Raw genomic sequence first — 26,143 nt, 5'->3', positions numbered from 1 at the left:
GCCTCGTCCTCATGCCGCCTCGCCGGCACGCAGCCAGGCGCGCGGATCCGTCGTCCGGCTGCTCCGCTCGCCAGAAAGCGCAGCACAGAGCTCGGACAGCGTGTCCAGCGAATGCGCCGAGCGGAACTCGTCCACATGCGGCAGCAGCGCGCGCACGCCCCGCGCGCGGGGCGAGAAGCCGTCGTATCGCAGGAGGGGGTTCAGCCAGATCAGGCGCCGGCAGGAGCGGTGGAGACGGTCCGCCTCGCGCGACAGGCGCTCCATGTCGTCGCGCTCCAGCCCGTCGGTGACCAGGAGAACCACGGGGCCGCCGGACAGGACCCGCCGCGACCATCGGCGATTGAACTCCTCCAGCGCCGCACCGATGCGCGTGCCGCCGGCCCAGTCCTGCACCAGCGCGCCGCAGGCCGCCACGGCTTCGTCGGGGTCGCGCCGCGCGAGCTGCCGGGTCACCGGCGTCAGCCGTGTGCCGAACAGAAAAGCCCGCACCCGGCGGCGCGCGGACATCGCATGCATGAAGTGCAGCATCAGCCGGCTGTACTGGCTCATTGAGCCGGAGATGTCGGCGATCACGACCAAGGGTGGGTGAACGGTGCGCGCCTCGCGGAAGCGCGGCAGCATCAGGTCGCCCCCGGTGCGCAACGAGAGGCGCAGCGTGCGGCGCGCGTCGAAGCGGGGCCCGCGATCGCGGGCGCGGAACCGCCGGGCGGCGACGCGGTCGTCCGGCATCGCCATGCGCGCCACGGCCGCGCGCGCCTCGCGCAGCTCGGACGCGCTCATCTGCGCGAAGTCCTTGCGGCGGAACACCTCGTCGGCCGAGACGGTCAGTCGCGCGTCGATCTCCAGCGTCGGGCGCTCGTCCGGACGGCGCCCGCCGCCATGCTCCAGTGCGTCCGAGACGCGCCGGGCGCCGGCCTTGGGCTCGGGCGGCGGCGACTTGGCGGGCGTCTGCGACGAAAAGAGCGCGAGCATGCGCTCCACGAGCTCGCGCGAGCGCCAGAACAGCCGGAACGCCTCCGCGAACACCGGCGCGTCCTCGCGGCGGGACACGAACACGGCGTGCAGCGTCCAGAAGAAGTCCTCGCGCGAGCCGATCCCGCCCGCCCGGATCGCCTCGATCGCCACGAGCGTGTCCGCCGGCCCGACCCGCATGCCGGCGCGGCGCAGCGCCCTGGCGAAATGGGCGACGTTGTCGGCGAGATGGCCGGCGGCCCTCATGCGGGCGCGCGCTCGCGCCGGATCGCCCGCAGCATCTCGTCGGCCTCCGTGCCGCCGATCCGCGCGATGTCGTCCTGATACTTCAACAGAACGCCGAGCGTGTCGGTGACCACCTCCGGGTCGAGCGCGACCGTGTCGAGCTCGGTGAGCGCCGTGGCCCAGTCCAGCGTCTCGGCGACGCCCGGCGCCTTGAACAGATCGGCCGAGCGAAGGCGCTGCACGAAGGCGACGAGCTCGGCCGACAGGTCGGCATGGGCGGTCGGCACCTTGCGACGCACGATCTCCAGCTCGCGCTCGGCGCTCGGATAATCGAGCCAATGGTAGAGGCAGCGCCGCTTCAGCGCGTCGTGGATCTCCCGCGTCCGGTTGGTGGTGACCACGACGATCGGAGGCTCGGCGGCCCGAATGGTGCCGAGTTCGGGGATCGTCACCTGGAAATCGGAAAGCACTTCCAGGAGAAACGCCTCGAAAGCCTCGTCGGCTCGGTCGAGTTCGTCGATCAGCAGAACCGGCGCCCGCCCGCGCTCGCCCGCCAGCGCCTGGAGTACGGGACGGCGGATCAGGAACCGTTCGGAGAAGATGTCGGAGCGCATGGCGTCGCGCGCCGTGTCGCCGCTCGCCTCGCGCAGCCGGATCTCGATCATCTGCGCGGCGTGGTTCCACTCGTAGAGCGCGGTGGAGACGTCGAGCCCCTCGTAGCACTGGAGCCGGATCAGGTCGCGGCCGAGGCGTTCGGCCAGGACCTTGGCCACCTCCGTCTTGCCGACCCCCGCCTCGCCTTCGAGGAAGATCGGCCGTCCCATGCGCAACGCGAGGAAGAGCACCGTCGCCAGCGAGCGATCGGCGACATAGCCGCCGTCGAGAAGAAGCGTCCGGGTCTGATCGATGCTGTCGGGAAGTGTGGTCACCGGTTCCGGTCCGAATGCGGGGTCGCCAGGAAGATAGGCCAACCGCGCCGCGTCACAACCGCGTCATTCGGGCTCGTGGTGCTGCAACGCGTGGTAGCGGCGCGCGCGGTAGACGAGGCTTTGGCCGGCGCGCGGGACCGAAAGGCCGACGACCTGCCCGATCGTGACCCGGTGCGTGGCGACCGTCCGGCTTTCCAGGATGCGGCAGTCGAAGGCGACGATCGCGTCCTCCAGGATCGGCGCGCCCGTCTCCAGCGTGGTCCAGCGCCCGGCGGCGAAACGCTGCTCGAGGTCGAGTTTGCCCTCGCCGGCGAAGGCGCGCGCCACCGCCTCGCTCCGGTCGGCCAGCACGTTGACCGCGAAGACGCCGTTCTGGTCGAAGCGCGCGTTGGCTCCGCTCGACCGGTTGAGGCAGACCAGCAGCGTCGCCGGCTCGTCCGAGACGGAGCAGACCGAGGTGACCGTGACGCCCCGGCGCCCGGCCGCGCCGTCCGTGGTGACCAGGCTGACGGCGGCGGCGAAATGGCTCATCGCTTCGCGGAAGGCAGCTCTGTCGATCTCGGCACGGGTCAAAAGCACGGTCGGTCCTTCGGGCTGACGCATCGGTTTGGGACGCGTTTCCAAGATGGGGCGCGGCGGCGCCGGGCGCAGCATGCGCCGAGAAACTTTTCAAGATCGTGAGCGACGTAAAGGTCAACAGGTTTGACATCGCGCACCGCAGGCGTCAGGACGAGCCCGCTTCCTTGCCGCCCGGCGGACGAGGCCGCTTCGCCGCCCGCTTTCACACGATGGGACTTCGCCATGGCGCCGATCCTGGAGATCCGCGACGTATCGCGTCGGTTCGGCGGTTTCACCGCCGTGGACCGCTGCTCCCTGTCCGTCGAGGCCGGGAGCATCACCGGGCTGATCGGCCCGAACGGCGCGGGCAAGTCGACCCTCTTCAACATGGTGGCGGGAAACCTCCCGCCGTCCTCGGGCACGATCCTCTTCGAGGGGCGCGAGATCCAGGGCCTGCGACCGCACGAGCTGTTCGGGCGCGGCCTTCTGCGCACGTTCCAGATCGCGCACGAGTTCTCGCGGCTCAGCGTTCTCGAGAACCTGATGATGGTGCCGGGCGGGCAGCCGGGCGAAAACCTCGTGGACGCGTGGTTCCGGGGCCGCAAGGTGCGCGAGTTCGAGGCGAAGGTGCGCGAGCGCGCCGAGGACGTGATCGACTTCCTGAAGATCGGCCACGTCGCCCGCGAGCCCGCGGGCAACCTCTCGGGCGGCCAGAAGAAGCTGGTCGAGCTCGGTCGGACGATGATGGTGGATGCCAAGATCGTGCTCCTGGACGAGATCGCGGCGGGCGTGAACCGCACGCTGCTCAACGACATCGCCGCCAACATCGAGCGGCTCAACGCCGAACGCGGCTACACGTTCTTCGTGATCGAGCACGACATGGATCTGATCGGCCGCCTCTGCGACCCGGTCGTGGTGATGGCCGCCGGCGAGGTGATGCGCACCGGCTCGCTCGCCGAGATCCAGGCCGACGCGGCGGTGGTGGAGGCCTATTTCGGTGGCTCGCCGATGGGCCACGCCACCACCCGCGCGGGGAATTCCGCATGAGCCTCCTCGCGGTCGAAAACGTCGTCGCCGGCTATGGCGAGGCCACCATCCTCAACGGCGTCGACCTCGCGCTCGAGGCCGGCGAGATCGGCGTCATCGTGGGGCCGAACGGTGCCGGCAAGTCGACCACGCTGAAGGCGATCTTCGGGCTGCTGCGCGTGTCGTCGGGCCGGGTGATGTTCGACGGGCAGGACATCACCAACCGCCCGACGGATTCCCTCAGCGCCCTGCGGATGGCCTTCGTTCCGCAGGAGCACAATGTCTTCAAGACGCTCAGCGTCCACGAGAACCTCGAAATGGGCGCCTATGTCCGGCGCGACGACGTGTCCGGGCTCCTGGAGCGCGTCTACGACATCTTCCCGCCGCTGAAGGAGAAGCGGCGGCAGCCCGCGGGCGAACTGTCCGGTGGCCAGCGCCAGATGGTGGCGGTCGGCCGGGCGCTGATGATCGACCCGAAGCTGATCCTTCTGGACGAGCCCACCGCCGGTCTCTCGCCGCGCTACATGAGCGAAATCTTCGACCGCATCCTGGCCGTCAATGCGGCCGGGGTCACGGTGGCGATGGTGGAGCAGAACGCGCGCCAGGCGCTCGGCATCGCCCACAAGGGTTTCGTGCTGGCCGGCGGTCGCAACCGCTTCACCGATACGGGCGCCGCGCTGCTGGCGGACCCCGATGTCGCCAAGTCCTTTCTCGGCGGCTGAGCTGAACGCTTCGCGCGCAGAACGAACTCTTCGGGACAATCCGTTGGACGAGCTAGTCTTCTTCATCAACCGAGGCCTGATGGGCGGGCTCATCATCGGCTCGATCTATGCGCTCGGCGCGGTGGGCGTGACGCTGATCTTCGGCATCCTGCGCTTCGCGCATTTCGCGCATGGCGACATGATGACGGCGGCCGCCTTCTTCGCCTTCGCGCTGGCCAGCCTGTGCGCGGCGCTCGGCGTCTCGCTTCCCGTGCCGCTCGCGCTGGCGCTGCTGCCGGTCGTCATGCTGCTGACGTCGGTCTTCGCGATCGGCCTCGACAGGGCGTTCTACCGCCCCTTGCGCCAGCGCGGCGCGCGGCCGGTGGTGATGGTGATGGCCTCGATCGGCGTCGCGCTGATGCTCCAGGGGCTGATCCGCCTCTTCGCCGGCACGGGATCGCGCGACATGTATCTGCAGGCACCCAAGCAGATCTTCCGCATCCCCACCGGCGGCAGGCCCATCGTCATCACCGAACCGCAGGTCGCGCTGATCGTCCTCACCGTCGTTTCGGTGGTCGCGCTGCATCTCTTTCTCACCCGGTCGCGTCTCGGCAAGGCGATGCGCGCCGTGTCCGACAACCCGGACCTCGCGCGCGTCACCGGCATCCCGCTGGATACGGTGGTCAAGGCGACCTGGGTGATCGGCGGCTCGCTCGCCGCCATCGCGGGCACGATGCTGGCCATGGACGTGCAGCTCAAGCCGGACCTCGCCTACAACATCATGCTGCCGATCTTCGCCGCGGCGATCCTGGGCGGCATCGGCCAGCCCTACGGCGCCATCGCCGGCGGCTACCTGATCGGCTTCGCCGAGACGCTTTCCGTGTTCAACCTGTCGTTGCTGCTTCGGCCCTTCGCGGGGCTCCTGCCCGCCGGCCTCGAAATTCCCGCAAACCTAGCCCTGGTGCCGACCGAATACCGGCTCGTGGTCCCCTTCTTCATCCTGGTCGTCGTCCTGATCTACCGGCCGACCGGCATCTTCAAGGGGCGGGTGTTCTGATGGCCGCAATGTCCTCCCTGTCGCGCGGCGGTCGCCGCGAGCTGCTGCTCGTGCTGGCACTCCTCCTTCTCGTGGCGCTGATCTTCCAGCTCCAGGGCTCCGCCTACGCGACCCGCATGCTGGTCGAGGCGGCAGCCTACGCGATCATCGCGATCGGCCTGAACATTCAATGGGGTTACGCCGGCCTCTTCAACGTCGGCATCATGGGGTTCATCGTGGCCGGGGCGTTCGCCTCCGTGTTGATGACCTTTCCGATCAACGAGGCCTTCTGGGCGTCGAGCGGCGCGCCGCTGCTGGGCGTGGCGCTGCTGTGGCTGGTCGGCGCGGTGGTCGCGGTCGGCCTGGTGTCGCAGCTTCGTCGGCTTGGATTGCCGCAGGGGCTGGTCAGCGCGCTGACGGTCATCTCCGGAGCGGTGGCCTTCATGGTGGTGACGGCGAAGTTCGATCCGGCCACGGTGGCGATCGAGGCGGAAGCGGGCTTCATCGGCGGGTTCGGGCTTCCGGTCGGGGTCGGCTGGGTCGCGGCCGGGGTGGTGGCGGGCGCCATCGCCTTCGTGATCGGCCGGATCTGCCTCGGCCTGCGCGCAGACTATCTCGCCATCGCGACGCTCGGCATCGCGCAGATCGTGAAGACGTTCCTACGCAACGCCGACTGGCTGACGCGCGGCACGCTCACCGTCTCGCCCCTGCCCTGGCCCGTCCCGACCCCGGCCGAGGTCGGCTTCCTGTGGGGTCGCAGCCTCTATCTGGCGCTGACGGCCGCGCTGCTGCTCGTGGTGTATCTCCTGATGGAGCGCGCCTACCGTGCACCCTGGGGCCGGATGATGCGCGCGATCCGCGACAACGAGGCGGCGGCGGCCTCCATGGGCAAGAACGTCGACGGGCGCCGGCTGGAGATCTTCGTGCTGGGCGCGATGCTGATGGGGCTCGGCGGCGCGATCCTCGTCCACTTCACCTCGATCTTCGATCCGTCCGGCTTCGTGGACCTGAACCACACGTTCCTGATCTGGGTGATGGTGATCCTCGGAGGGGCGGGCAACAATCGCGGCGCGATCTTCGGCGCGGTGTTCGTCTACATCGTCTGGACCATGTCGGAGCCCGCCGCGCTCGCCTTGTTCTCGCTGGCCCGCGATTGGGGGCGGGACCTGTTCGGATGGGTCGCGCCGGCGGACCTCGATTCCCGCGCGCTGCAGATGCGGGTCTTCGTGATCGGCCTGACGATCACGCTGGTCCTGCGCTTCGCGCCGAACGGCGTCCTGCCGGAGCGGTGCAGCGCGGACTGACGCATCGCAGGAACCGTCCACAGCGACGGCACGTTGGGCGCGCAAAGAGAGCGGGAGCGACCCCAATGAACGACGACAAGCGAGCCGAGGTCTATGCCGAGTTCAAGGACCTCGTGAACATGACGCCGAAGCAGCTCGAGAAGTGGTTGGGCACCGACGAGTCCAAGGAAGTCGGCGCCAAGTCGGGTGGAAAGGGCGAGTCGGTCGGCCACACGTCAGGCCGCGAGATCATCGAGATCAAGGGCATGAAGAAGTCCGATCTCACCGATGCCGAATACGAGCACATGCAGAAGGTGGTGGGCTACATCAAGCGCCACATGAAGCAGAAGCCGAAGGGCGAGGTCGAGGACACGCCCTGGCGCTACTCGCTGATGAACTGGGGCCACGACCCTATGAAGAAGCACTGAACAGACGAAAAGGGCCCCGGCGCATCCGCGCCGGGGCCCTTTCCCAATTCGCGTCTCGGCCGTTCGGCTTACATGGCCGGGCCGACCACCACGATCTGCCCGTCCTTGACGGTCACTTCGTCGTAGGAGCCGGGCACGTCGCCCTTGGCGTCGAACTCCAGCGCGCCGGACGCACCCTCGTAGTTGATGTCCTTGCCCGCCGCGATGAGCTGCTTGGCCTTGGTCCACTCGCCCGGCAGGATCACTTCGCCGGGCGCCGAGGCGACGTCGCGCAGCGCCTGGGAGAGGCCGTCGCGCGAGCCGCCGGTCTTCTCCAGCGCCAGCAGCAGCGCGAAGGCTGCGTCGTAGGAGGTCGAGGCATAGGTGGCGGACGGATCGAGGTTCGCCGCCTTGGCCGCCGCCGCGAAGGTCTCCGCGCCCACCGCCGCCGTGCCGCCGGGGCGGGTCAGGATCAGCGTCTCGTCGCCGCCGCTCGCGTTGGTCAGGTTGCCGCCCACCATGCCGTCGCCGCCGATGAAGGTCGAGAAGTCGCCCGTCTCGCGCGCCTGCGACACGATGCGGCCGCCCGAGCCGTCGACATAGGCGAGCACGACCAGCGCATCCGCGCCGGAGGACGCGAGCGAGCCGATCTCGGCCCGATAGTCCGCCTTGCCGTCCTCGTGCGCCTGCGAAACGGTGACCGTGCCGCCGTCGGCCTCGAACGCCTTCTGGAAGGCCTGGGCGAACCCGGTGCCGTAGTCGTTGTTCACGTAGGTGATGGCGACGTTGTCGATATTGTTCTTGCGCACCACGCGCGCCAGGACCTCGCCCTGGTAGGCGTCGGAGGGCGCGGTGCGGAACACGAGGTCCTTGTCGTCGAGATCGCTCACGGCGGGCGAGGTGGACGCCGGCGAAACCATCACCACGCCGCCCGGAATCGCCGCCGCGTTGGCCGCGGCGATGGTGGCGCCGGAGCACATGGCGCCGACGATGCCCACGACCTTCTCCGAGTTCACCTGACGGTCGGCGGCGTCCGAGGCGCGGGCGGCGTCGACGCAGCCGTCGTCGCCGATCACCATCTCCACCTTGGCGCCGCCCGCTCCGATTCCGCCGGCTTCGTTGACCTGCGAGACGGCCAGCTTGGCGGCGTTGGTGATCGGCGGCATGAGGCTTTCGATCGGCCCGGTGATGCCACCGATGAAGCCCAGCTTCAGCGCGGCGTCCTGCGCCGACGCGGCGGACACGCCGAGCGCCAAGAATGAGGCCGTGAGGCCGAGAATGGCTTTGCGTCCGCCGATCATGCGTAGACTCCCGAACTGATGGCGCGCCCTAGCGGCGGCTTGCCGCGACTTAAGCGGGGCCCGCGCGGAGGGTCAAGCGAAGGCGCCTCGCGCCCGGCGGCGGATGGCGGTAGAAGAGGCCATGATCCGCACCCCGCCCCGGCTCGCTCTCGCGATCGTGCTCGCCGCCGCCCCTCTCGCCGGCGCCGCCGCCCAGACGGCGGACGGGATCGTCGTCGGGATCGCCGCCCCCCTCACCGGCCCGAGCGACATCCTCGGACGGCAGATCGCCGTGGGCGCGGAGCGCGCGTCGAGCGCGGCCGGGGTCGGCGCGGCGCGGGCCGACACCGGCTGCACGACCGAGGGCGGCCGGGAGGCCGTCGCCGCATTGACCGAGGCGCGCGCGACGCTGGCCGTCGGCTTCCTCTGCGCCGTGGCGCTGGAGGCCGCGCTGCCGGGGCTGACGGCCGCCGGCATCCCGGTGATCGACGTGGGCGTGCGGGCCACGCGCATCCAGCGCCATCGCGAGAAGGACGGCGCTCTCCTCTGGCGCCTCGCTCCGGCGGCGGACGCCGAGGTCGTCGCGCTCTCCGCGTTCGTGCGCGAACACTGGCCGGACAGCCCCTTCGCGATGGTCGAGGACGGCTCGCCCCAGTCGCGGGACCTTGCCGACAAGCTGCGCCAGGCCCTGGACGAAAGCGGGCTGCGCGCGTCGGTGACCGACACCTATCGCCCGGCTGAGGAGAAGCAGTTCCCGCTGGTCCGGCGCCTTCGGCAGAGCGGCGTCATGCGCGTCCTGTTCCTGGGCGCGCGCAGCGACACCGCGATCATCCTGCGCGACGCGGCCGAGATCGGGCTGTCGATCGAGGCGGTCGGCGGCGAATCGCTGGTGGACGCGGCGGACGGCGCAACCCTGCCGGCGGGCGTGACCGCCGTGGCGTCCGGCTTCGACGTCGATTGGACGCCGTCCGAGACCGCCCCCGAGGACGAGGGCTATGCCCGGGTCGCCCGCGTGGGCGCGGAGATCGCGATCGAGGCCGCGCGCCGTGCGTCCGCCGAGGGCCGCACCCTGGCCGACGTCCTGAACGTCGAGACGTTCGTCACCTCGGCCGGCCTCGTGCGCTTCCGTGGAGACGGCTCTGCCGACATCGTTCCCTTCCGCCCCTATCGCTGGGACGGCACGCGCTTCTTGGCGCAGACGCAGGGCTGAGGTCGTGTCGCGCCTCTGGCGGGCCGGCCCGCGCAACCTCCTGACCGACGTTCCCGGCCTCATGGTCGGTCATGCGCAGGACGAGCGGTTGAAGAGCGGCACGACCGCGGTGTTGTTCGACCGCCCCTGCGTGGCCGCCGTGGAGATTCTGGGCGGCGCTCCGGGCACGCGGGAGACCGAGCTTCTCGCGCCGGACAAGCTGGTGCCGGGCATCGACGCCCTGGTCCTGTCGGGCGGCTCCGCCTTCGGCCTCGACGCGGCGTCGGGCGTGCAGGCCTTCCTGCGCCGGGCGGGGCGCGGGTTCGAGGTCGCAGGCCACCGGGTGCCCCTGGTTCCGGCGGCGATCCTGTTCGACCTCGCCAACGGCGGCGATAAGGACTGGGGTCTTCATTCGCCCTATCGCGAGCTGGGGCTTCGCGCCGCCGAGGCGGCGGGTGCCGCCTTCGCGCTCGGCAGCGTCGGGGCCGGCACGGGCGCCACCACGGCGCTCGTGAAGGGCGGGCTCGGCTCGGCTTCCGTGGTTCTCCCCTCCGGCGCGACGGTGGCGGCGCTGGTCGCGGTGAACGCGGTCGGCTCCCCGCTGATCGGCGCCACGCGGCATTTCCATGCCGCCCCGTTCGAGCTCGACGCCGAGTTCGGCGGGCTCGGCCTCCCGGATCCGCACCCCGCCATGTCGGCGCCGCCCCCCACCAAGCTCGCGCCGCAGTCGGGCGCGGCCACGACCATAGCGGTGGTGGCGACGGACGCCGTGCTGGACAAGGGCGGCGCGCGCCGGCTGGCGGTCGCGGCGCATGACGGCTTCGCCCGCGCGATCTGGCCGGCCCATACGGATTTCGACGGCGACCTCGTGTTCGCGGCCGCAACCGGCGGGAGCGGCTGGCGCCCCGACGGCGCCGAGCGGATCGAGCTTGCGGCGGCGGCCGCCGCCGTCATGGCGCGGGCGATCGCGCGCGGCGTCCACGCCGCCGCTCCCGCGCCGGGCGACCTGCGCCCCTGCTGGCGGGAACTGGCATGAGCGCGCGCCGGCGCTGATTGAGGCGGGCGCGGGGGTCTGTTACAGCGCGGCGAACCTCCCGTATGCCGCGCGCGAAAGGCCTCGCCCATGATCCCCCGCTATTCCCGCCCCGAGATGGTCGCCGTCTGGTCGCAGGAGACCAAGTTCCGGATCTGGTTCGAGATCGAGGCCCACGCCTGCGACGCGCTGGCCGAACTCGGCGTGATCCCCGAGGAAGCCGCCCGGACGATCTGGGAAAAGGGCGGTGCGGCGACGTTCGACGTGGACCGGATCGACGAGATCGAGCGCGTCACCAAGCACGATGTGATCGCCTTCCTGACGCATCTGGCCGAGTTCGTCGGCCCGGACTCGCGCTTCGTCCACCAGGGCATGACCTCGTCCGACGTGCTTGACACCTGCTTCAACGTCCAGCTCGTGCGCGCGACCGACCTCCTGCTCGCCGACATGGACGCGCTCCTGGCCGCGCTGAAGCGCCGCGCGTTGGAGCACAAGGACACGGTCACCATCGGTCGCAGCCACGGCATCCATGCCGAGCCGACCACCTTCGGCGTCAAGCTCGCCCTCGCCTATGCCGAGTTCGACCGCTGCCGCGAGCGCCTGCGCGCCGCGCGCGAGGAGGTCGCCACCTGCGCCATCTCCGGCGCCGTCGGCACCTTCGCCAACATCGACCCGCGCGTCGAGGAGCATGTCGCCGAGGCGCTGGGGCTGAAGCCCGAACCCGTCTCGACGCAGGTCATCCCGCGCGATCGGCACGCGATGTACTTCGCGACGCTGGCGGTGATCGCCTCGTCCATCGAGCGGCTCGCGACCGAGATCCGCCACCTGCAGCGCACCGAGGTGCTGGAGGCCGAGGAATTCTTCTCGCCCGGACAGAAGGGCTCGTCGGCCATGCCGCACAAGCGCAACCCGGTGCTCACCGAGAACCTGACCGGCCTCGCCCGGATGGTGCGCGCCTTCGCGATGCCGGCCATGGAGAACGTCGCGCTCTGGCACGAGCGGGACATCTCGCACTCCTCCGTCGAACGCTACATCGGGCCCGACGCGACGGTGACGCTGGACTTCGCCCTCGCCCGCCTCACCGGCGTGATCGACAAGCTGCTCGTCTACCCGGAGCGGATGGACCGCAACCTCAACCAGTTCAAAGGGCTCGTCCACTCGCAGCGCGTGCTGCTCGCGCTTACCCAGGCGGGCGTCAGCCGCGAGGACGCCTACCGGCTCGTCCAGCGCAACGCGATGAAGGTCTGGGAGCACGGCGCCGACTTCCTCGAGGAACTGCTGGCCGACGCCGAGGTGACGGCGGCGCTCTCCGAGGCGGAAATCCGCGAGAAGTTCGACATCGGCTACCACACCAAGCACGTCGACACGATCTTCGCCCGCGTGTTCGGCGCGGCCTGACCGCGAACGGGGCGCCGGGCGGGACGATCCGCCCGGCGTCAGGCGGCCTGTGCGTCGGCCGTCACGAGGATCGGCGTTTCCAGCGGCGCCCCCCGTTCCTCCACGCCCGCGATGTCGAGCTGGATCATCTGGTGGTCCGAATAGGGCTGGTCGAGGATCGCGACCCGGCAATGGTCGCGCAGGTCGCGCGACAGGAGGCAGATGTCGAGCGCGGCGCGATAGGGCCCGAGGCGGAAGGTTGGACCGGAATGGGCATTGGCATGGACGAGCCGCCCATCCGCCAAGAGCGGGCGCAACTCGCCCGCGCCCCGGAACAGGTTGAAGTCGCCGATCACCACGGTCGGCGCGTCGCTTTCTCCGACCCAGCGCGCCAGCTCCGCCATCTGGAGGCAGCGCACGTGGTAGCGCAGCGACAGGTGCGCCATCAGGATGCGCACGCCCGAAATGTTGATGTCGTAGACGAGGCGCTTCTTGCCGGCCGACAGGTATCTGGCGACGTAGGTCAGCGGACGCGATGCGAGAAACGCGTTGGACTTGCCGCGCGAAACCGACAGGCGGCGGAAGCGCCGGTCGGCGCTGTACTTGTTGTCGATCCGCACCGTCGTGTGATGCGCTTCCGCCAGGGCCCCGACCTGGTCGAAGAAGCCGTTGGTGAGCGACCCCTTGTCGATCTCGGCGAAGCAGGACAGGTCCGGCTGCAGCTCGGCGAGGCGCTGGCGCACGAGGCCGAGGCTTCGCAACTGCACCCGCCGCGTCGTGAACACGTGGTGATGGGCTCTGCGCACATGGTGCCCGATGGAGCCGTCGATGTCCCGGCTGTAGCCCAGATTGGCGTAGACGATCCGCAACATGCCCTCACCGCTTCCGCAACCGTTCCGCCTTCGCGTGCGGTCGAGCCCCTAAACGCGGCGCCGGGAGCGCCCGTTCCGCCGACGATCTTGCCGGGCGGTCCCTCGTCCCCCGCGCGCCGACGCCCATATCGCTCGATACGGACCTGTGCAAGGCAGGCCCGGCGGCGTGGCGACCGGGGGTCGAGACGAGGATGGTCCAATATCTCGACGGCACGGTCCTGCCGATGGTCCTGGCGTTCCTGAGCTGGGCCATCCTGATCGGCGCGGTCATCTACATCCCGTTCCGGCGCAGCCCGGTGGCGGCGCAGGCCTGGCTGCTGCTGTTCTTCTTCCTGCCCTGGGGCGCGCTCGTGGTTTACCTCGCCGTCGGCAACGCACGCCATCCGAAATGGCGGCGCGACCGCATCGAGAAGGTGCCCGACATCATCCGGCATGCCATCGCCCACATGACGCTGGAGGGCATGGGCGGCATGCGCACCCTGCGCCCGCACCATCGCATGACTGCCCACCTCGTGCATCGGATCGGCCGGTTTCCCAGCCTCGCCGACAACCGCATCGTGCTGGACGCGGACTACAACCGCGTGGTGGACCGCATCGCCGCCGACATCGACTCCGCCCGGCACCACGCCCACGTGATGGTCTACATCCTCCAGAACGACCAGGCGGGAAACAAGGTGCTGAGTGCACTCGAACGGGCCGCGCGGCGCGGCGTGAAGTGCCGCCTCCTGATCGACGCCGTGGGCTCGTCGCGCGATCGCAAGGCCATCGCCAAGCGTCTTCGGACCACCGGCGTCGAGCTGCGCCTGATCCTGCCCTTGCGCTTCTGGAACCAGGCGACGCGCATGGACCTGCGCAACCATCGCAAGATCGTGGTGGTGGACGGCAAGGTCGGCTGGGTCGGCTCGCAGAACATGCACCGCATCGAATACGAGCCGAAGACCTTCTATCGCGAGCTCATGGCCCGGGTGGAGGGACCGGTGGTGCTCGAACTCCAGGCGATCTTCATCGGCGACTGGTACCTGGAGACGGCCGAGGATATCGGCTCGCCCGAGCTGATGCCGGCGCCCGAGCCGCCCTCGGCCGACCGGACGGCGACGGCTCAGGTTCTACCGTCGGGGCCGGACTACCCGGAAGCCGGCGTCGACATCCTATTCACCGACCTGATCTACAGCGCGCGGCAGCGCGTGGTCCTGGCGACGCCCTACTTCATTCCCAACGAGCCGCTGCTCCTGGCCATGCGCACGGCGGTTTCCAAGGGCGTGCGGGTCACGCTCTTCGTCACCTCCACCACCAACAGCCTGTTGATCGACCGCGCCCAGCAGTCCTACTACGACGAGCTGCTGGAGGCCGGCGTCGAGGTGATGCTCTACCGGGAGCGGTTCCTCCATGCCAAGCATCTGTCGATCGACGACGACATCGCCATCGTCGGCTCGGCCAACATGGACCGACGCTCGTTCGAGCTGAACTCCGAGGTGACGCTGATCGCCTACAGCGAAGATACGGTGCGCGATCTGCGCGCGATCGAGGACGACTACCGCGCCAAGAGCCACCGGCTGAACCTCGAGGACTGGAACAAGCGCGGCTTCATGATCCAACTCGGCGAGAACGTCACGCGGCTCATCAGCCCGCTGCTGTGAACGCGCGCGTTGCGCCGCCTTGACAAGGCGCGCGCCCCTTCGCATCTGCAAACGATGCGAGTTTCAGACGTCGATATCCTGATCGTTCCAGGCCTCGAAGGCGCTTCCGAGCAGCACTGGCAATCCCGCTGGGAGGCGAAGCTGTCGACCGCCAGCCGGGTGGCACCACCCGCGGCCGACCCGCACGACGCGAAGGCCTGGATCGCGGCCGTGGCCGATGCGGTGTCGCGCGCGGAACGCCCGCCCGTGATCGTCGCCCATGCGCTCGGCGTTGCCGCCGCCGTCGCCGCCGCGCCGCTGTTCCGGCGCCCCGCCGCCGGCGCCTTCTTCGTCGCGCCGACGGACCTCGGCGACGGCGCGTCGGGCTTCGAGGCCTACAGCCGCGAGCCGCTTCCCTTCCCGTCGATCGTGGTGGCGAGCCGCGGCGCGCCGGACCATTCCTTCGACGCGATCGAGGACGTGGCGGCCGCCTGGGGCTCCCTGTTCGTGGACGCCGGCGAGTCCGGTGGGCTGGACGAGGCGAGCGGCCACGGCCCCTGGCCCGAGGGGCTGCTCACTTTCGGCAAGTTCCTGTCTCGGCTTCCGGCGCCCTGACGGGCGGCGCGTCAGCCCCGGAATTCCGACGCGAGCCGCGCGCACCCCGCCTTGAGGATGCCGACGTCGGACGCGATGCCGATCAACTGGCAGCCCATGTCCGCGTATCGGCGCGCATCCGCCGCATCCAGGGCGTAGATGGCGACCGCCTTGCCGGCTGCCCGGGCGCGGGCTGCGATGTGCGCGATCGCGCGGTCGTTGGCTTCTCCCTGCGGATCGAGGACGCCGTCTCCGAGCGCCATCGAGAGGTCGGACGGGCCGACGAAGACGCCGCCGAGTTCGGGCACGGCGAGGATCGCGTCGAGGTCGGCATAGGCGGCGGCGGTCTCGATCATCGCGAACGACACCACCGCCTCGTCGGCCGCCCGCATGTAGTCTCGCGGGGTCATGCCGAAGAGGTCGGCCGCCCGCGTCGGCCCGAACGAGCGCGTGCCGCCGGGCATGTAGCGCAGCGACCTGGCGAAGGCCCGCGCCTCGTCGGCACTGTCCACCATGGGCAGAATGACGCCCGCCGCGCCGAGATCGGCCGCGCGTCCGGCGAGCGCCAGGTCGCCGGGCGCGACGCGGACGATCGCCGGCTTGCCGAGAAGCGCCGCGCGGGCGCAACCCTCGCGCAGGTCGGCGACCCCCGCGAGCCCGTGCTGGCCGTCCAGAACCAGCGCGTCGAAGGCACGCAGCAGGATCTCGTGGACCACGGGGTCCGCGAGGCTCGACCAGCCGCTGAGGACCGGCTCGGGCCGCGCGAGAAGGTCCCGCAGCCGCGTCAGGCTCATCAGGATGCCGCGATCTGCCGAGCCGCCTCGTCCAGGCACTCGCTCCGATGGCGCTCGATCTGGTGGTCCGACTGGTTCACGCTGGCCGCGTCGAAATCCGCGCGGATCTTGGCGAACACGTCCTCCGGCCCCCTCGCGCCGAGGTCGAGCTGGGCGAGCGCCAGGGCGTAGGCGTCCGCTTCCGCACCGTCCTTGCCGAGCTTGCCGGCCGCCCAGAGGCCCAGGAGTTTGGTCGCCCGCGCCTCGATGCGGAACTTGCGTTCCTCGTCGTGGGCGTAGCGTGCCTCGAAATCCTGGCCCCGATCGTTCAGCGACATTCCGATGTCCTTTCGTCACTTGCGCATGCTTGTCGTGACCATGCTAGCGGCTCGGCCCGCCTTGTCCAGCAATCGTCACGCGGGCGCTCCGCGCGCCGCTTCTGGTTTGCGATTGTTTAGGCACGGCGTTTGGTCTATTCACCCGCGGGAGACATATGGTTTTCGCGGGTCGGCGTTCGACTCGCCCTTTTACGCGATCAGGCATTATCCATGACACGTCGCCGCCGTATCTACGAAGGCAAGGGCAAGATCCTTTACGAGGGTCCCGAGCCCGGCACGCTGGTTCAGTTCTTCAAGGACGACGCCACCGCCTTCAACAAGAAGAAGCACGAGGTCGTCGACGGCAAGGGCGTCCTCAACAACCGCATCTCCGAGTACATCTTCAGCCATCTGAACAAGATCGGCATCCCGACGCACTTCATCCGGCGGCTCAACATGCGTGAGCAGCTTATCAAGGAAGTCGAGATCATCCCGCTCGAGGTGGTGGTGCGCAACGTCGCCGCCGGCTCCTTGGCCAAGCGGCTCGGCATCGAGGAAGGCACGGTGCTGCCGCGCTCGATCATCGAGTTCTACTACAAGGCCGACCAGCTCGACGACCCGATGGTGTCGGAAGAGCACATCACGGCCTTCGGCTGGGCGACGCCGCAGGAAATCGACGACATCATGGCGCTCGCCATCCGCGTCAACGACTTCCTGTCCGGCCTCTTCCTCGGCGTCGGCATCCAGCTCGTGGACTTCAAGATCGAGACCGGCCGTCTGTTCGAGGGCGACATGATGCGCATCATCGTGGCCGATGAGATCTCGCCCGACTCGTGCCGTCTCTGGGACGTGCAGACTCAGGACAAGCTCGACAAGGATCGCTTCCGCCGAGACATGGGCGGCCTCGTGGAGGCCTACCAGGAGGTCGCGCGCCGGCTCGGCATCATGAACGAGAACGAGCCGCCCCGCCCTTCCGGGCCGGTGTTGGTCAAGTAGCACGGCGTCCCGTGTCGCAGCCGGCTCCGGCTCTCCGATTGGTTCATTCGCAAGGCAGGCAGACAACGTGATCAAGGCGCGCATCGTCGTCACCCTCAAGAACGGCGTCCTGGATCCTCAGGGCAAGGCGATCGAAGGGGCCCTCGGCACGCTGGGCTTCGAAGGCGTGTCCGGCGTACGCCAGGGCAAGGTTTTCGACGTCGAGGTCGACGGCACCGACCGCGCCAAGGCGGAAGGCGACCTCAAGGCGATGTGCGAAAAGCTGCTCGCCAACACGGTGATCGAGAACTACGCGATCGAGCTCGTTTGAGGAGCCCGCCCATGAAGTCCGCCGTCGTCCTCCTGCCGGGCCTCAACCGCGACCGCGACATGATCGCGGCGCTCACCACGATCTCCGGCCGGGCTCCCGCGACCGTCTGGCAGACCGAGACGCAGATCCCCGATGTCGACCTGATCGTCGTGCCGGGCGGCTTCTCGTTCGGCGACTACCTGCGCTGCGGGGCGATCGCCGCGCGCTCGCCGGTGATGCGGGCCGTCGCCGAGAAGGCCGCCGCCGGCGTGCCGGTGCTCGGCGTCTGCAACGGCTTCCAGATCCTGTGCGAGGCAGGCCTTCTGCCGGGCGCGCTGATGCGCAACACGAGCCTGCGTTTCGTCTGCCGCGAGGTGAAGCTCAAGGTCACCAACGCACAGACGCTGTTCACTTCGGGCTACGCGCAGGATCAGATCATCCGCTCGCCCGTGGCGCACCACGACGGCAACTACTTCGCCGAGGCCGAGACGCTCGCGCGCATCGAGGGCGAAGGCCGCGTCGTGTTCCGCTATGCGGAGGGCACCAATCCCAACGGTGCGATCAACGACATCGCCGGCATCGTCAACGATCGCGGCAATGTTCTCGGCATGATGCCGCACCCGGAAAACCTCGTGGAGCCGGAGCACGGCGGCACCGATGGTCGCCCCCTTTTCCAGGGCGCGCTCGGCCTTCTCGGTCGCGGTCTCGCCGCTTGAGGACGACGGCCATGTCGCGGATGCTGCCGGCCGGGCTCGCGTTGGCGGGCCTCCTGGTCGTCGCGGGCTGCGCGTCCCGCGTGCCCGAGCCGGAAAAGGTCGCGGTCAAGAAGGCGGACACGGGGCTCGACCGGATGGAGCGGCTGACGCTGACCGCCAACCGCTGCTGGTTCAAGTCGCGCGATCCCGACTTCGCGAGCTACAGCATCGCGCCCGAGCTTTCCTCGTTCTCCGGCCGTCCGCGCTTTCTGCTGGTGCCCAAGGGCCGCCCCGAGGCGCGGCCGCTTCTCGTGGTCGAAGGCGCCGCCGGCTCCACCGACGTCGCCACCTACGGCCCGCTTCTCGGCACGCCGCTCCGGGCCCGCCTCGAGAGCGACCTCGGACGCTGGCGTGCGGGTTCCACAAGCTGCGATGCCTGAACGCGGATCGAGCGCGCTCCGGGTCGGTTTCGGCCTTCTGGTGCTGACAGCCGCCGCGCTTGCCGGCTGCCGGACCGATGCGGCGCCGCTCACTGCTCCGGCCGCACCCGCACCGAACGCGGCCGAGACGCGCTACATCGGCGACACCGGCGCCGCGATCTACCGGCGGCAGGCGTTCGAGCGTACCCGCGGGTTCGTGTTCGCCGATCCGGCGCGCGGCTACGCCGTTTGCCTGCGCGCGCCGATGCGCGACGGGCGGCCGGACCACACGCTGCTGATCCTCCAGCGGCGGATCGACGGTGCGGTCAGCCAGGTCGAGGACGACGCGACGATCCTTCGCGCGGCGGCCGATGTCGGCCCTTGCCGCAACCGGTCGGATTGGGTACGCGCCAGATGACGCACCGCCTTTCGCACCGCCCGCTTCCCCCCGCCTGAGACGCGGGGAGCCCGCGCCAGTTTTCCAGACCGTTTCGGAGTCTCCATGGCCGACATCCAGATCACCCCGGAGCTCATCGCCGGCCATGGCCTGAAGCCGGACGAGTACCAGCGCATTCTCGACCTGATCGGGCGCGAGCCGACGATCACCGAACTCGGCATCTTCTCGGCGATGTGGAACGAGCACTGTTCCTACAAGTCGTCCAAGAGGTGGCTGCGCACCCTGCCAACCAAGGGCGCGCGCGTGATCCAGGGTCCGGGCGAGAACGCCGGGGTGGTGGACATCGGCGACGGCGACTGCGTGGTCTTCAAGATGGAGAGCCACAACCACCCGTCCTATATCGAGCCCTACCAGGGCGCGGCGACCGGCGTCGGCGGCATCCTGCGCGACGTGTTCACCATGGGCGCGCGGCCGATCGCCGCGATGAACGCGCTGCGCTTCGGCGCGCCGGACCATCCCAAGACCCGCCACCTCGTTTCGGGCGTGGTCGCCGGCGTCGGCGGCTACGGCAATTCGTTCGGCGTGCCGACCGTGGGCGGCGAGGTGAACTTCCACCCGCGCTACAACGGCAACTGCCTCGTCAACGCCTTCGCCGCCGGGCTGGCGAAGACCGACGCGATCTTCTACTCCAAGGCCGAAGGCGTCGGCCTGCCGGTGGTCTATCTCGGCGCCAAGACGGGCCGCGACGGCGTCGGCGGCGCGACCATGGCCTCGGCCGAGTTCGACGACACGATCGAGGAGAAGCGCCCGACCGTGCAGGTCGGCGACCCGTTCACCGAGAAGTGCCTGCTGGAGGCCTGCCTCGAGCTGATGCAGACCGGCGCCGTGATCGCGATCCAGGACATGGGCGCCGCGGGCCTCACCTGCTCGGCGGTGGAGATGGGCGCAAAGGGCGATCTCGGCATCGAGCTCGCCCTCGACAAGGTGCCGGTGCGCGAAGCGCGCATGAGCCCCTACGAGATGATGCTGTCCGAGAGCCAGGAGCGCATGCTCATGGTTCTGCGCCCCGAGAAGCACGAGGAGGCCGAGGCCATCTTCGTGAAGTGGGGTCTCGACTTCGCCGTGGTGGGCCGAACCACGGACGACCTGCGCTTCCGCATCCTGTTCGAGGGCAAGGAGGTCGCCAACCTGCCGATCAAGGAACTCGGCGACGAGGCACCGGAATACGACCGTCCGTGGATCGAGCCGAAGGCCGCCGAGGCGGTCTCGGTGGCCGATGTCGCCGAGCCGAAGGACTACGGCGCGGCGCTCCTGCGCATCATGGGCTCGCCCGACATCGCCTCGCGCCGCTGGGTGTTCGAGCAGTACGACACGCTGATCCAGGGCAATTCGATGCAGCGGCCCGGAGGCGACGCCGGTGTCGTGCGCGTCGACGGCCATCCCACGAAGGCGCTGGCCTTCTCGTCCGACGTCACGCCACGCTACTGCGAGGCCGATCCTTTCCAGGGCGGGGCGCAGTCCGTGGCCGAGTGCTGGCGCAACCTGACGGCCGTGGGCGCCGAGCCGCTGGCCGCAACCGACAACCTCAACTTCGGCAATCCCGAGAAGCCCGAGATCATGGGCCAGTTCGTGAAGGCCGTTCAGGGCATCGGCGCCGCCTGCGAGGCGCTAGGCTTCCCGATCGTCTCCGGCAACGTGTCGCTCTACAACGAGACCCACGGGCGCGCGATCCTGCCGACCCCGACCATCGGCGGCGTCGGCCTGATCGAGGATCGCACGAAGACCGCGACGATCGGCGGCTGGCGCGAAGGCGACGTGCTCTTCCTGGTCGGCACGGACGGCGCGCATCTCGGCTCGTCGATCTTCCTGCGGGAGATCGCGGGCCGCGAGGATGGTGGCGCGCCGGTGGTCGATCTCGAAGCGGAGCGCCGGCACGGCGACGCCGTGCGAGCGCTGATCCGCTCGGGCCGCGTGTCCGCCTGCCACGACCTCTCGGACGGTGGACTGGCGGTCGCGCTCGCGGAGATGTGCGTGTCCGCCGGGCTGGGCGCCCGCGCGTCCGTCGGCGAGGGCCCGCGCCACGCGCTGCTGTTCGGCGAAGACCAGGCGCGCTACGTGGTGGCGGTGCCGGCGGAGGCGGCGGACGCCGTCGCGTCCGAGCTCGGCGCCCTGCCCCACCGCCGTCTCGGCACGGTGGGCGGCGCGGCGCTGGAGATCGAGGGCGTGCTGTCGTGCGCCGTGGCCGATCTGACCGTGGCACACGAAAGCTGGTTCCCCGCCTTCATGTCCGGAAGCCTCCCGGCGGAGACGGCTGCCGCCTGATGCGACCGGCGCCGGTCTCGATTGCTCGGGCCCGGCATCGGCCCTATCCTTGAACCGGCGGTCGCCGGGTCCTTCCCCGCGCCGCCGGCAGGAGATATGCGCATGCCCATGAACGCCCACGACATCGAGAAGATGATCCGCGACGCGATCCCCGACGCCACGGTGACGATCCGCGATCTCGCGGGCGACGGCGACCACTACGCCGCCGAGGTCGTGGCCGAGAGCTTTCGCGGCAAGTCGCGCGTGCAGCAGCACCAGATGGTCTATCAGGCGCTGCAGGGAAATATGGGCGGCATCCTTCATGCGCTGGCGCTGCAGACCAGCGCGCCGAAGTAGGAACGACGGCATCATCTTTAAAGCGGCGCCCCGACATCGTATGTGAGCCGGGACGCACCCCGCCCGCGATGCGCTCGCGGGCCCACAGCACGGGATTTCGCCATGGCCGGCATCATCGACTGGATCGACAACGAGGTGAAGACGAACGACGTGATCGTCTTCATGAAGGGAACGCCGGACTTCCCGCAATGCGGCTTTTCCGGCCAGGTGGTCCAGATCCTGAACTATCTCGGCGTGCCCTATAAGGGCGTCAACGTCCTGTCGTCCGACGATCTGCGCAACGGGATCAAGGAATACGGCTCTTGGCCGACCATTCCGCAGGTCTACGTGAAGGGCGAGTTCGTCGGCGGCTGCGACATCCTTCGCGAGATGTTCCAGGCGGGCGAGCTGCAGGATTTCTTCGGGGACAAGGGCATCGCCCTGAACGCCCCCTCGCCGGCGGCCTGACCGGCCCGGCGTCCTGCAACGGCCCGCTCCCCCGAGCGGGCCGTTTTCGTTTGAGCCGAAGACGGACCGTTCGTCAGTATTCCTTGCATTGCAGGCTGTTCCGCCTAGAACCAGTTCGACCAACGAAAGATCGGACCTCATGTCGAGCGCGCCCAAGACCGTGCGCGGGATCCCATATTGGGAGCTCGTGACCCTGATCGCCTGCATCATGGCGCTGAATGCCGCGGCGATCGACATCTTCATTCCGGCGCTGACGAACATCACGCAGACGCTGCAACTGGCCAATCCGAACCATGCGCAGTTCGTCATCACCTCCTACGTCCTCGGGTTCGGCGCCTCGCAGATCCTCTACGGCACGCTGTCGGACCGCTTCGGACGGCGGCCGGTGCTCCTGTTCGGCCTCGGCGTCTACGTGCTGGCCTCGGTGGCGGCGGTGTTCTCCACGACCTTCGGCATGCTCCTGGCCCTGCGCGCCATCCAGGGCGTCGGGGCCGCGGCGACGCGCGTCATCGCCGTTTCGGTGGTGCGCGACTGCTTCGGCGGCGCGCGGATGGCCAGCGTCATGTCGCTGGTGATGATGATCTTCATGGCGATCCCGGTGATCGCGCCCAATCTCGGCCAGGTGGTTCTGCTGTTCGGCGACTGGCACGAGATCTTCATCGCCGTGGCGGCCTTCGGCGCCTTCGTGATGCTCTGGACTCTGATCCGCCTGCCGGAGACGCAGCACCCGGAGGACCGCCTGCCGCTGACCGCGACACGCGTGCTCCAGGCCTTCCGGGTTGTCGTCACCAACCGCATGGCCTTCGGCTACACGCTGGCGACGGCGCTGGTGTTCGGCGTCCTGTTCGCCTTCGTCAACCAGGCGGAGCAGGTCTACGTTTCGGTCTACGGCCTCGGCCCCGAGTTCACGCTCTACTTCTCGGCGGGCGCCATCTTCATGGCGGTGGCCTCGTTCAGCAACTCGCGTCTGGTGGAGCGGTTCGGCATGCGGCACCTGTCGCACGCGGCCCTGTGCATCTTCCTGGCGCTCAACCTGCTGCACTTGGCCATCGCGCTCATGAACGGCGGCGTGCCGCCCTTCGCGGTCTACCTGCCGATGACGATCGTGTCCCTGTGCATGTTCGGCTTCATCGGCACGAACTTCAACGCGCTGGCGATGGACCCGCTCGGCCATGTCGCCGGAACGGCGTCGTCCGTGCTCGGCTTCATGCAGACCTTCGGCGGCGGCGTGCTCGGCGGCATCATCGGCTACATGTACGACGGAACGCTGATCCCGCTGCTGACCGGATACGTCCTCCTGTCGCTCGGCGCCATCGCCTGCACGCTGGCGGCCGAGAAGGGCAAGCTCTTCAACGAGCGCCGGAGCCCGCCCGACGGCGGGCCGCGCGTGGTGGAACCGGCGGCCGCCGAATAGGCCGCCGGTCACCGTCGATCCGTCAGGCGGTGATGTCGGTCCCGATCAGGGTGCGCACCGCCTGCCAGGTCTCGGCGTCCGGCGCGGTCAGGAGGCCGCCGTCCACGTCGGTCGGCAGGTAGGGCGAGCCATCCAGCTTGCGCACGTGACCGCCCGCCTCCTCGATCAGGAGCGAGCCGGCCAGATGGTCCCAGGGCATGAGCTTCAGGTAGAACTGGAAGTGGACGTGGCCCGAGGCCATCAGGCGATACTCGTGCGCCGCCGTCCGGTAGTTGGCGAAGACGCGGATGTCGGCGAGGCGCTGGAGCAGCAGCCTGCGCTGTTCGCGCGGTAGGAAGCTCGAGGAGGCGACGCCGAACAGTTCCTCGACCGGCGCGGGCGCCGCCACGCGCAGGCGCTGGCGCTCGCCGTCCGGGCGCACGAGGAAGGAGCCGGCTCCGCGCTCCGCGATCATGAAGTCGTCGCCCAGCGGGTCGTAGATGATGCCGCCGACGGTGCGCTCCTTGGACACCACGGCCGCCATCACGCCGAACATCGGCGCGCCCATCGCGTAGTTCGCGGTTCCGTCGATCGGATCCACGACGATCGAGAGCTCGGCCTCGCCGATCCTCGGCAGCAGCGCCGGGTCCGCCGCCACGCTCTCCTCGCCCACGAACAGCGCGTCCGGGAAGGCGCCGGCGCAGGCGTCCTTGATGAACCGCTCGGCGCTCTCGTCCGCCTCGGTCACGAGGTCGATCGCGGAGGTCTTCTCGCGGATGTCTCCCGCGTCCAGCCGGCGGAAGCGGGGCATGATCTCCGCCTTCGCGGCGTCGCGCAGAATGGTGGCGAGCGTATCGATGTCGAATGTCACGTGTCTCGGTCCGATCGGGTCTGAAGGCTGGCGAAGTCGAAGAGCGCGGGGTCGAGGAGATGGCTCGGCCGGACGTTGGCGAGCGCGCGGGCGATCGTCTCGCGACGCCCGGGAAAGCGCGTCTCCATGTCGGAGAGGAACGTCTTCATGGCGTTGCGCTGGAGCCCGTCCTGACTGCCGCACAGATCGCAGGGGATGATGGGAAAGCGCATGGCGGCGGCGAAGCGCGCGATGTCGTCCTCGGCCGAGCGGATCAGCGGGCGCAGGACCAGAAGATCGCCGTCGTCGTTCAGGAGCTTGGCCGGCATCGCCGAGAGCTTGCCGCCATGGACCATGTTCAGGAAGAACGTCTCGAGGCTGTCGTCGCGGTGGTGCCCGAGCACCAGGGCCTCGCAGCCCTCCTCGCGGGCGATGCGGTAGAGGTTGCCCCGGCGCAGGCGCGAGCAGAGCGAGCAGTAGGTCGCCCCGGCCGGCACCTTCGCCTTCACCACGGAATAGGTGTCCCGATACTCGATCCGGTGCGCGATGCCGTGGGCGGCCAGCCATTCGGGCAGGACGTGCTTCGGAAAGTTCGGCTGCCCCTGGTCGAGGTTGCAGGCCAGGAGATCGACCGGCAGAAGCCCGCGCCACTTGAGGTCCAGCAGCAGCGCGAGCAGCGAGTAGGAATCCTTGCCGCCCGAGATCGCCACCAGCCAGCGCGTGCCGGGCCGCGCCATCGCATGGATCTCGATCGTCTCCCGCATCTCGCGCAGCAGGCGCTTGCGCAGCTTCTTGAAGGAAACGGTGTCGGGCACGTCGCGGAACAGGGAATGCGCGCCGCCTGCGTCGGCAGCGTCCGGGGCCTCGTCGGCCGGCAGGTTCGGCGCGTCGTCCAGCATGGTCTCGGTTCCGGTCTCGCGCTCCGCTTAACAAAGCGGGCTGAAAAACAAAAGGCCGCCCGGAGGCGGCCTTCTGGTGGGTGTCGCGTCGTGCGAACCGATCAGCGCGAGTAGAACTCGACGACCAGGTTCGGCTCCATCACGACCGGATACGGCACGTCGCCGAGGTTCGGAACGCGCTGGAAGGTCGCGACCATCTTGGAGTGATCGGCCTCGATGTAGTCCGGCACGTCGCGCTCGGCGAGCTGGGTCGCCTCGATCAGCACGGTGAGCTGCTTGGACTTCTGACGGACCTCGATCACATCGCCCGCCTTGCAGCGGTACGAGCCGATGTTGGTGCGCACGCCGTTGACGTTCACGTGGCCGTGGTTGACGAACTGGCGCGCGGCCCAGATCGTCGGCACGAACTTGGCGCGATACACGATCGCGTCGAGGCGCGACTCGAGCAGGCCGACCAGGTTCTCCGAGGTGTCGCCACGACGACGGGCGGCTTCCTCGTAGGTCTTGCGGAACTGCTTCTCGGAAATGTCGCCGTAGTAGCCCTTGAGCTTCTGCTTCGCACGGAGCTGCGTGCCGAAGTCGGACATCTTGCCCTTGCGGCGCTGGCCGTGCTGGCCCGGGCCGTACTGGCGGCGGTTCACCGGGGACTTCGGACGGCCCCAGATGTTCTCGCCCATGCGGCGATCGATTTTGTACTTGGAAGACTCGCGCTTTGACATCGCATTTCCCAGAATGTGAGGCGCGCGCGGACCATCCGCGACGCCAGGAAACGCGCCCTCCTTTGTCCGGCACCGGGGCCGGACCGACAGGGCCGCCGAACGAAGCGCACGACAGCCCACGGGACACGTAAAAATGAAACCGGCGGACCTTTCGATCCGCCGACGCGCAGTCCCTATTGGCCGGGGGGCCGGA

General features: G+C 69.3%; 29 protein-coding genes. 19 read left to right on the top strand and 10 right to left on the bottom strand.

All coding sequences use genetic code 11. From position 1 onward, the window contains the following. Positions 1–9 precede the first annotated feature (9 nt). From D3218_RS02545 to D3218_RS02535, 3 genes are all read right to left on the bottom strand, one after another. A complete protein-coding gene (locus tag D3218_RS02545) occupies positions 10–1,218 on the bottom strand; it encodes a vWA domain-containing protein (RefSeq protein ID WP_119538298.1) in 1,209 nt (402 codons plus the stop codon). Next, a complete protein-coding gene (locus D3218_RS02540; protein ID WP_245414888.1) occupies positions 1,215–2,126 on the bottom strand; it encodes an AAA family ATPase in 912 nt (303 codons plus the stop codon). The genes D3218_RS02545 and D3218_RS02540 overlap by 4 nt, the downstream gene beginning before the upstream one ends. A gap of 63 nt (positions 2,127–2,189) precedes the next feature. Beyond that, on the bottom strand, positions 2,190–2,705 hold the full coding sequence (locus D3218_RS02535; protein WP_245414887.1) for a flavin reductase: 516 nt from the start codon (positions 2,703–2,705) through the stop codon (positions 2,190–2,192). 222 nt (positions 2,706–2,927) lie between these two features. Between D3218_RS02535 and D3218_RS02530 the strand changes: the two genes are divergently transcribed. From D3218_RS02530 to D3218_RS02510, 5 genes are all read left to right on the top strand, one after another. Beyond that, entirely contained in the window at positions 2,928–3,731 is an 804-nt protein-coding gene (locus D3218_RS02530) for an ABC transporter ATP-binding protein (protein ID WP_119538297.1), read from the top strand. After that, positions 3,728–4,432: an ABC transporter ATP-binding protein gene (locus D3218_RS02525; protein ID WP_119538296.1), complete on the top strand. Its 705-nt coding sequence runs from the start codon at positions 3,728–3,730 to the stop codon at positions 4,430–4,432. The genes D3218_RS02530 and D3218_RS02525 overlap by 4 nt, the downstream gene beginning before the upstream one ends. Positions 4,433–4,475: 43 nt before the next feature. Further along, positions 4,476–5,468: a branched-chain amino acid ABC transporter permease gene (locus D3218_RS02520; protein WP_119538295.1), complete on the top strand. Its 993-nt coding sequence runs from the start codon at positions 4,476–4,478 to the stop codon at positions 5,466–5,468. Continuing rightward, positions 5,468–6,751, top strand: a complete 1,284-nt coding sequence (locus D3218_RS02515) for a branched-chain amino acid ABC transporter permease (RefSeq protein ID WP_119538294.1) — start codon at positions 5,468–5,470, stop codon at positions 6,749–6,751. Before D3218_RS02520 ends, D3218_RS02515 begins: the two co-directional genes overlap by 1 nt. Before the next feature lie 65 nt (positions 6,752–6,816). Further along, positions 6,817–7,158 (top strand): DUF3140 domain-containing protein, encoded by a 342-nt coding sequence (locus tag D3218_RS02510; RefSeq protein ID WP_119538293.1) that lies wholly within the window; start codon positions 6,817–6,819, stop codon positions 7,156–7,158. A 68-nt stretch (positions 7,159–7,226) separates the two neighbouring features. On the opposite strand, the gene D3218_RS02505 is transcribed toward D3218_RS02510, so the two are convergent. After that, a complete protein-coding gene (locus D3218_RS02505) occupies positions 7,227–8,438 on the bottom strand; it encodes an ABC transporter substrate-binding protein (RefSeq protein ID WP_119538292.1) in 1,212 nt (403 codons plus the stop codon). A 121-nt stretch (positions 8,439–8,559) separates the two neighbouring features. Between D3218_RS02505 and D3218_RS02500 the strand changes: the two genes are divergently transcribed. The 3 genes from D3218_RS02500 to purB all read left to right on the top strand — a co-directional run bounded on the left by D3218_RS02500 (position 8,560) and on the right by purB (position 12,037). Next, a complete protein-coding gene (locus D3218_RS02500) occupies positions 8,560–9,627 on the top strand; it encodes an ABC transporter substrate-binding protein (RefSeq protein WP_168990392.1) in 1,068 nt (355 codons plus the stop codon). A gap of 4 nt (positions 9,628–9,631) precedes the next feature. Then, positions 9,632–10,642: a P1 family peptidase gene (locus D3218_RS02495; protein ID WP_119538290.1), complete on the top strand. Its 1,011-nt coding sequence runs from the start codon at positions 9,632–9,634 to the stop codon at positions 10,640–10,642. An 87-nt stretch (positions 10,643–10,729) separates the two neighbouring features. Then, positions 10,730–12,037, top strand: coding sequence for an adenylosuccinate lyase (gene purB, locus D3218_RS02490; protein ID WP_119538289.1), 1,308 nt, complete (start codon positions 10,730–10,732; stop codon positions 12,035–12,037). Between the two features lie 38 nt (positions 12,038–12,075). On the opposite strand, the gene D3218_RS02485 is transcribed toward purB, so the two are convergent. Next, positions 12,076–12,888: an endonuclease/exonuclease/phosphatase family protein gene (locus tag D3218_RS02485; protein WP_119538288.1), complete on the bottom strand. Its 813-nt coding sequence runs from the start codon at positions 12,886–12,888 to the stop codon at positions 12,076–12,078. A 191-nt stretch (positions 12,889–13,079) separates the two neighbouring features. Here D3218_RS02485 and cls point away from each other — a divergent pair, with 191 nt between their 5' ends. Together cls and D3218_RS02475 are read left to right on the top strand one after the other, a co-directional pair. Further along, a complete protein-coding gene (gene cls / locus D3218_RS02480; RefSeq protein WP_119538287.1) occupies positions 13,080–14,525 on the top strand; it encodes a cardiolipin synthase in 1,446 nt (481 codons plus the stop codon). A gap of 54 nt (positions 14,526–14,579) precedes the next feature. Next, positions 14,580–15,119 (top strand): RBBP9/YdeN family alpha/beta hydrolase, encoded by a 540-nt coding sequence (locus tag D3218_RS02475; protein WP_119538286.1) that lies wholly within the window; start codon positions 14,580–14,582, stop codon positions 15,117–15,119. An 11-nt stretch (positions 15,120–15,130) separates the two neighbouring features. Here the strand turns inward: D3218_RS02475 and D3218_RS02470 are convergent, their stop codons facing one another. Then, positions 15,131–15,892: an HpcH/HpaI aldolase family protein gene (locus D3218_RS02470; protein WP_119538285.1), complete on the bottom strand. Its 762-nt coding sequence runs from the start codon at positions 15,890–15,892 to the stop codon at positions 15,131–15,133. Further along, a complete protein-coding gene (locus D3218_RS02465) occupies positions 15,892–16,209 on the bottom strand; it encodes a DUF1476 domain-containing protein (RefSeq protein WP_119538284.1) in 318 nt (105 codons plus the stop codon). The genes D3218_RS02470 and D3218_RS02465 overlap by 1 nt, the downstream gene beginning before the upstream one ends. 210 nt (positions 16,210–16,419) lie before the next feature. On the opposite strand from D3218_RS02465, the gene purC reads away from it, so the two are divergent. From purC to D3218_RS02420, 9 genes are all read left to right on the top strand, one after another. Beyond that, positions 16,420–17,184, top strand: a complete 765-nt coding sequence (gene purC / locus D3218_RS02460; RefSeq protein ID WP_119538283.1) for a phosphoribosylaminoimidazolesuccinocarboxamide synthase — start codon at positions 16,420–16,422, stop codon at positions 17,182–17,184. A 67-nt stretch (positions 17,185–17,251) separates the two neighbouring features. Next, a complete protein-coding gene (purS, locus tag D3218_RS02455; protein WP_119538282.1) occupies positions 17,252–17,494 on the top strand; it encodes a phosphoribosylformylglycinamidine synthase subunit PurS in 243 nt (80 codons plus the stop codon). Positions 17,495–17,505: 11 nt separating this feature from the next. Then, positions 17,506–18,189, top strand: a complete 684-nt coding sequence (gene purQ / locus D3218_RS02450; RefSeq protein WP_119538281.1) for a phosphoribosylformylglycinamidine synthase subunit PurQ — start codon at positions 17,506–17,508, stop codon at positions 18,187–18,189. Between the two features lie 11 nt (positions 18,190–18,200). Continuing rightward, entirely contained in the window at positions 18,201–18,608 is a 408-nt protein-coding gene (locus D3218_RS02445; protein WP_245414886.1) for a hypothetical protein, read from the top strand. Beyond that, entirely contained in the window at positions 18,601–19,005 is a 405-nt protein-coding gene (locus D3218_RS02440; protein WP_119538280.1) for a hypothetical protein, read from the top strand. The genes D3218_RS02445 and D3218_RS02440 overlap by 8 nt, the downstream gene beginning before the upstream one ends. Before the next feature lie 84 nt (positions 19,006–19,089). Further along, positions 19,090–21,306 carry a phosphoribosylformylglycinamidine synthase subunit PurL gene (gene purL, locus D3218_RS02435; RefSeq protein ID WP_119538279.1) on the top strand — a complete coding sequence of 739 codons (2,217 nt, stop codon included), beginning with the start codon at positions 19,090–19,092 and terminating at the stop codon, positions 21,304–21,306. Positions 21,307–21,408: 102 nt separating this feature from the next. Beyond that, positions 21,409–21,642, top strand: coding sequence for a BolA/IbaG family iron-sulfur metabolism protein (locus D3218_RS02430; RefSeq protein ID WP_119538486.1), 234 nt, complete (start codon positions 21,409–21,411; stop codon positions 21,640–21,642). A gap of 102 nt (positions 21,643–21,744) precedes the next feature. Further along, complete coding sequence (grxD, locus tag D3218_RS02425; RefSeq protein ID WP_119538278.1) at positions 21,745–22,089, top strand: Grx4 family monothiol glutaredoxin; 345 nt, start codon at positions 21,745–21,747, stop codon at positions 22,087–22,089. A gap of 139 nt (positions 22,090–22,228) precedes the next feature. Then, positions 22,229–23,503, top strand: coding sequence for a multidrug effflux MFS transporter (locus D3218_RS02420; RefSeq protein WP_119538277.1), 1,275 nt, complete (start codon positions 22,229–22,231; stop codon positions 23,501–23,503). Between the two features lie 22 nt (positions 23,504–23,525). Here the strand turns inward: D3218_RS02420 and D3218_RS02415 are convergent, their stop codons facing one another. The 3 genes from D3218_RS02415 to rpsD all read right to left on the bottom strand — a co-directional run bounded on the left by D3218_RS02415 (position 23,526) and on the right by rpsD (position 25,950). Next, positions 23,526–24,353, bottom strand: a complete 828-nt coding sequence (locus D3218_RS02415) for an inositol monophosphatase family protein (RefSeq protein WP_119538276.1) — start codon at positions 24,351–24,353, stop codon at positions 23,526–23,528. Continuing rightward, the gene (gene ttcA / locus D3218_RS02410) at positions 24,350–25,231 is read right to left on the bottom strand and encodes a tRNA 2-thiocytidine(32) synthetase TtcA (RefSeq protein ID WP_119538275.1); all 882 of its coding nucleotides are present in this window, start codon (positions 25,229–25,231) and stop codon (positions 24,350–24,352) included. Before ttcA ends, D3218_RS02415 begins: the two co-directional genes overlap by 4 nt. A 101-nt stretch (positions 25,232–25,332) precedes the next feature. Continuing rightward, positions 25,333–25,950 carry a 30S ribosomal protein S4 gene (gene rpsD, locus D3218_RS02405; protein WP_119538274.1) on the bottom strand — a complete coding sequence of 206 codons (618 nt, stop codon included), beginning with the start codon at positions 25,948–25,950 and terminating at the stop codon, positions 25,333–25,335. Positions 25,951–26,143: the final 193 nt, after the last annotated feature.

It is taken from the genome of Aureimonas flava (assembly GCF_003583935.1).
GTDB classification, from domain to species: Bacteria; Pseudomonadota; Alphaproteobacteria; order Rhizobiales; family Rhizobiaceae; genus Aureimonas; species Aureimonas flava.
The sequence above is the reverse complement of the archived record's forward strand: the minus strand, read 5'-3'. Positions and strand labels throughout refer to the sequence as shown.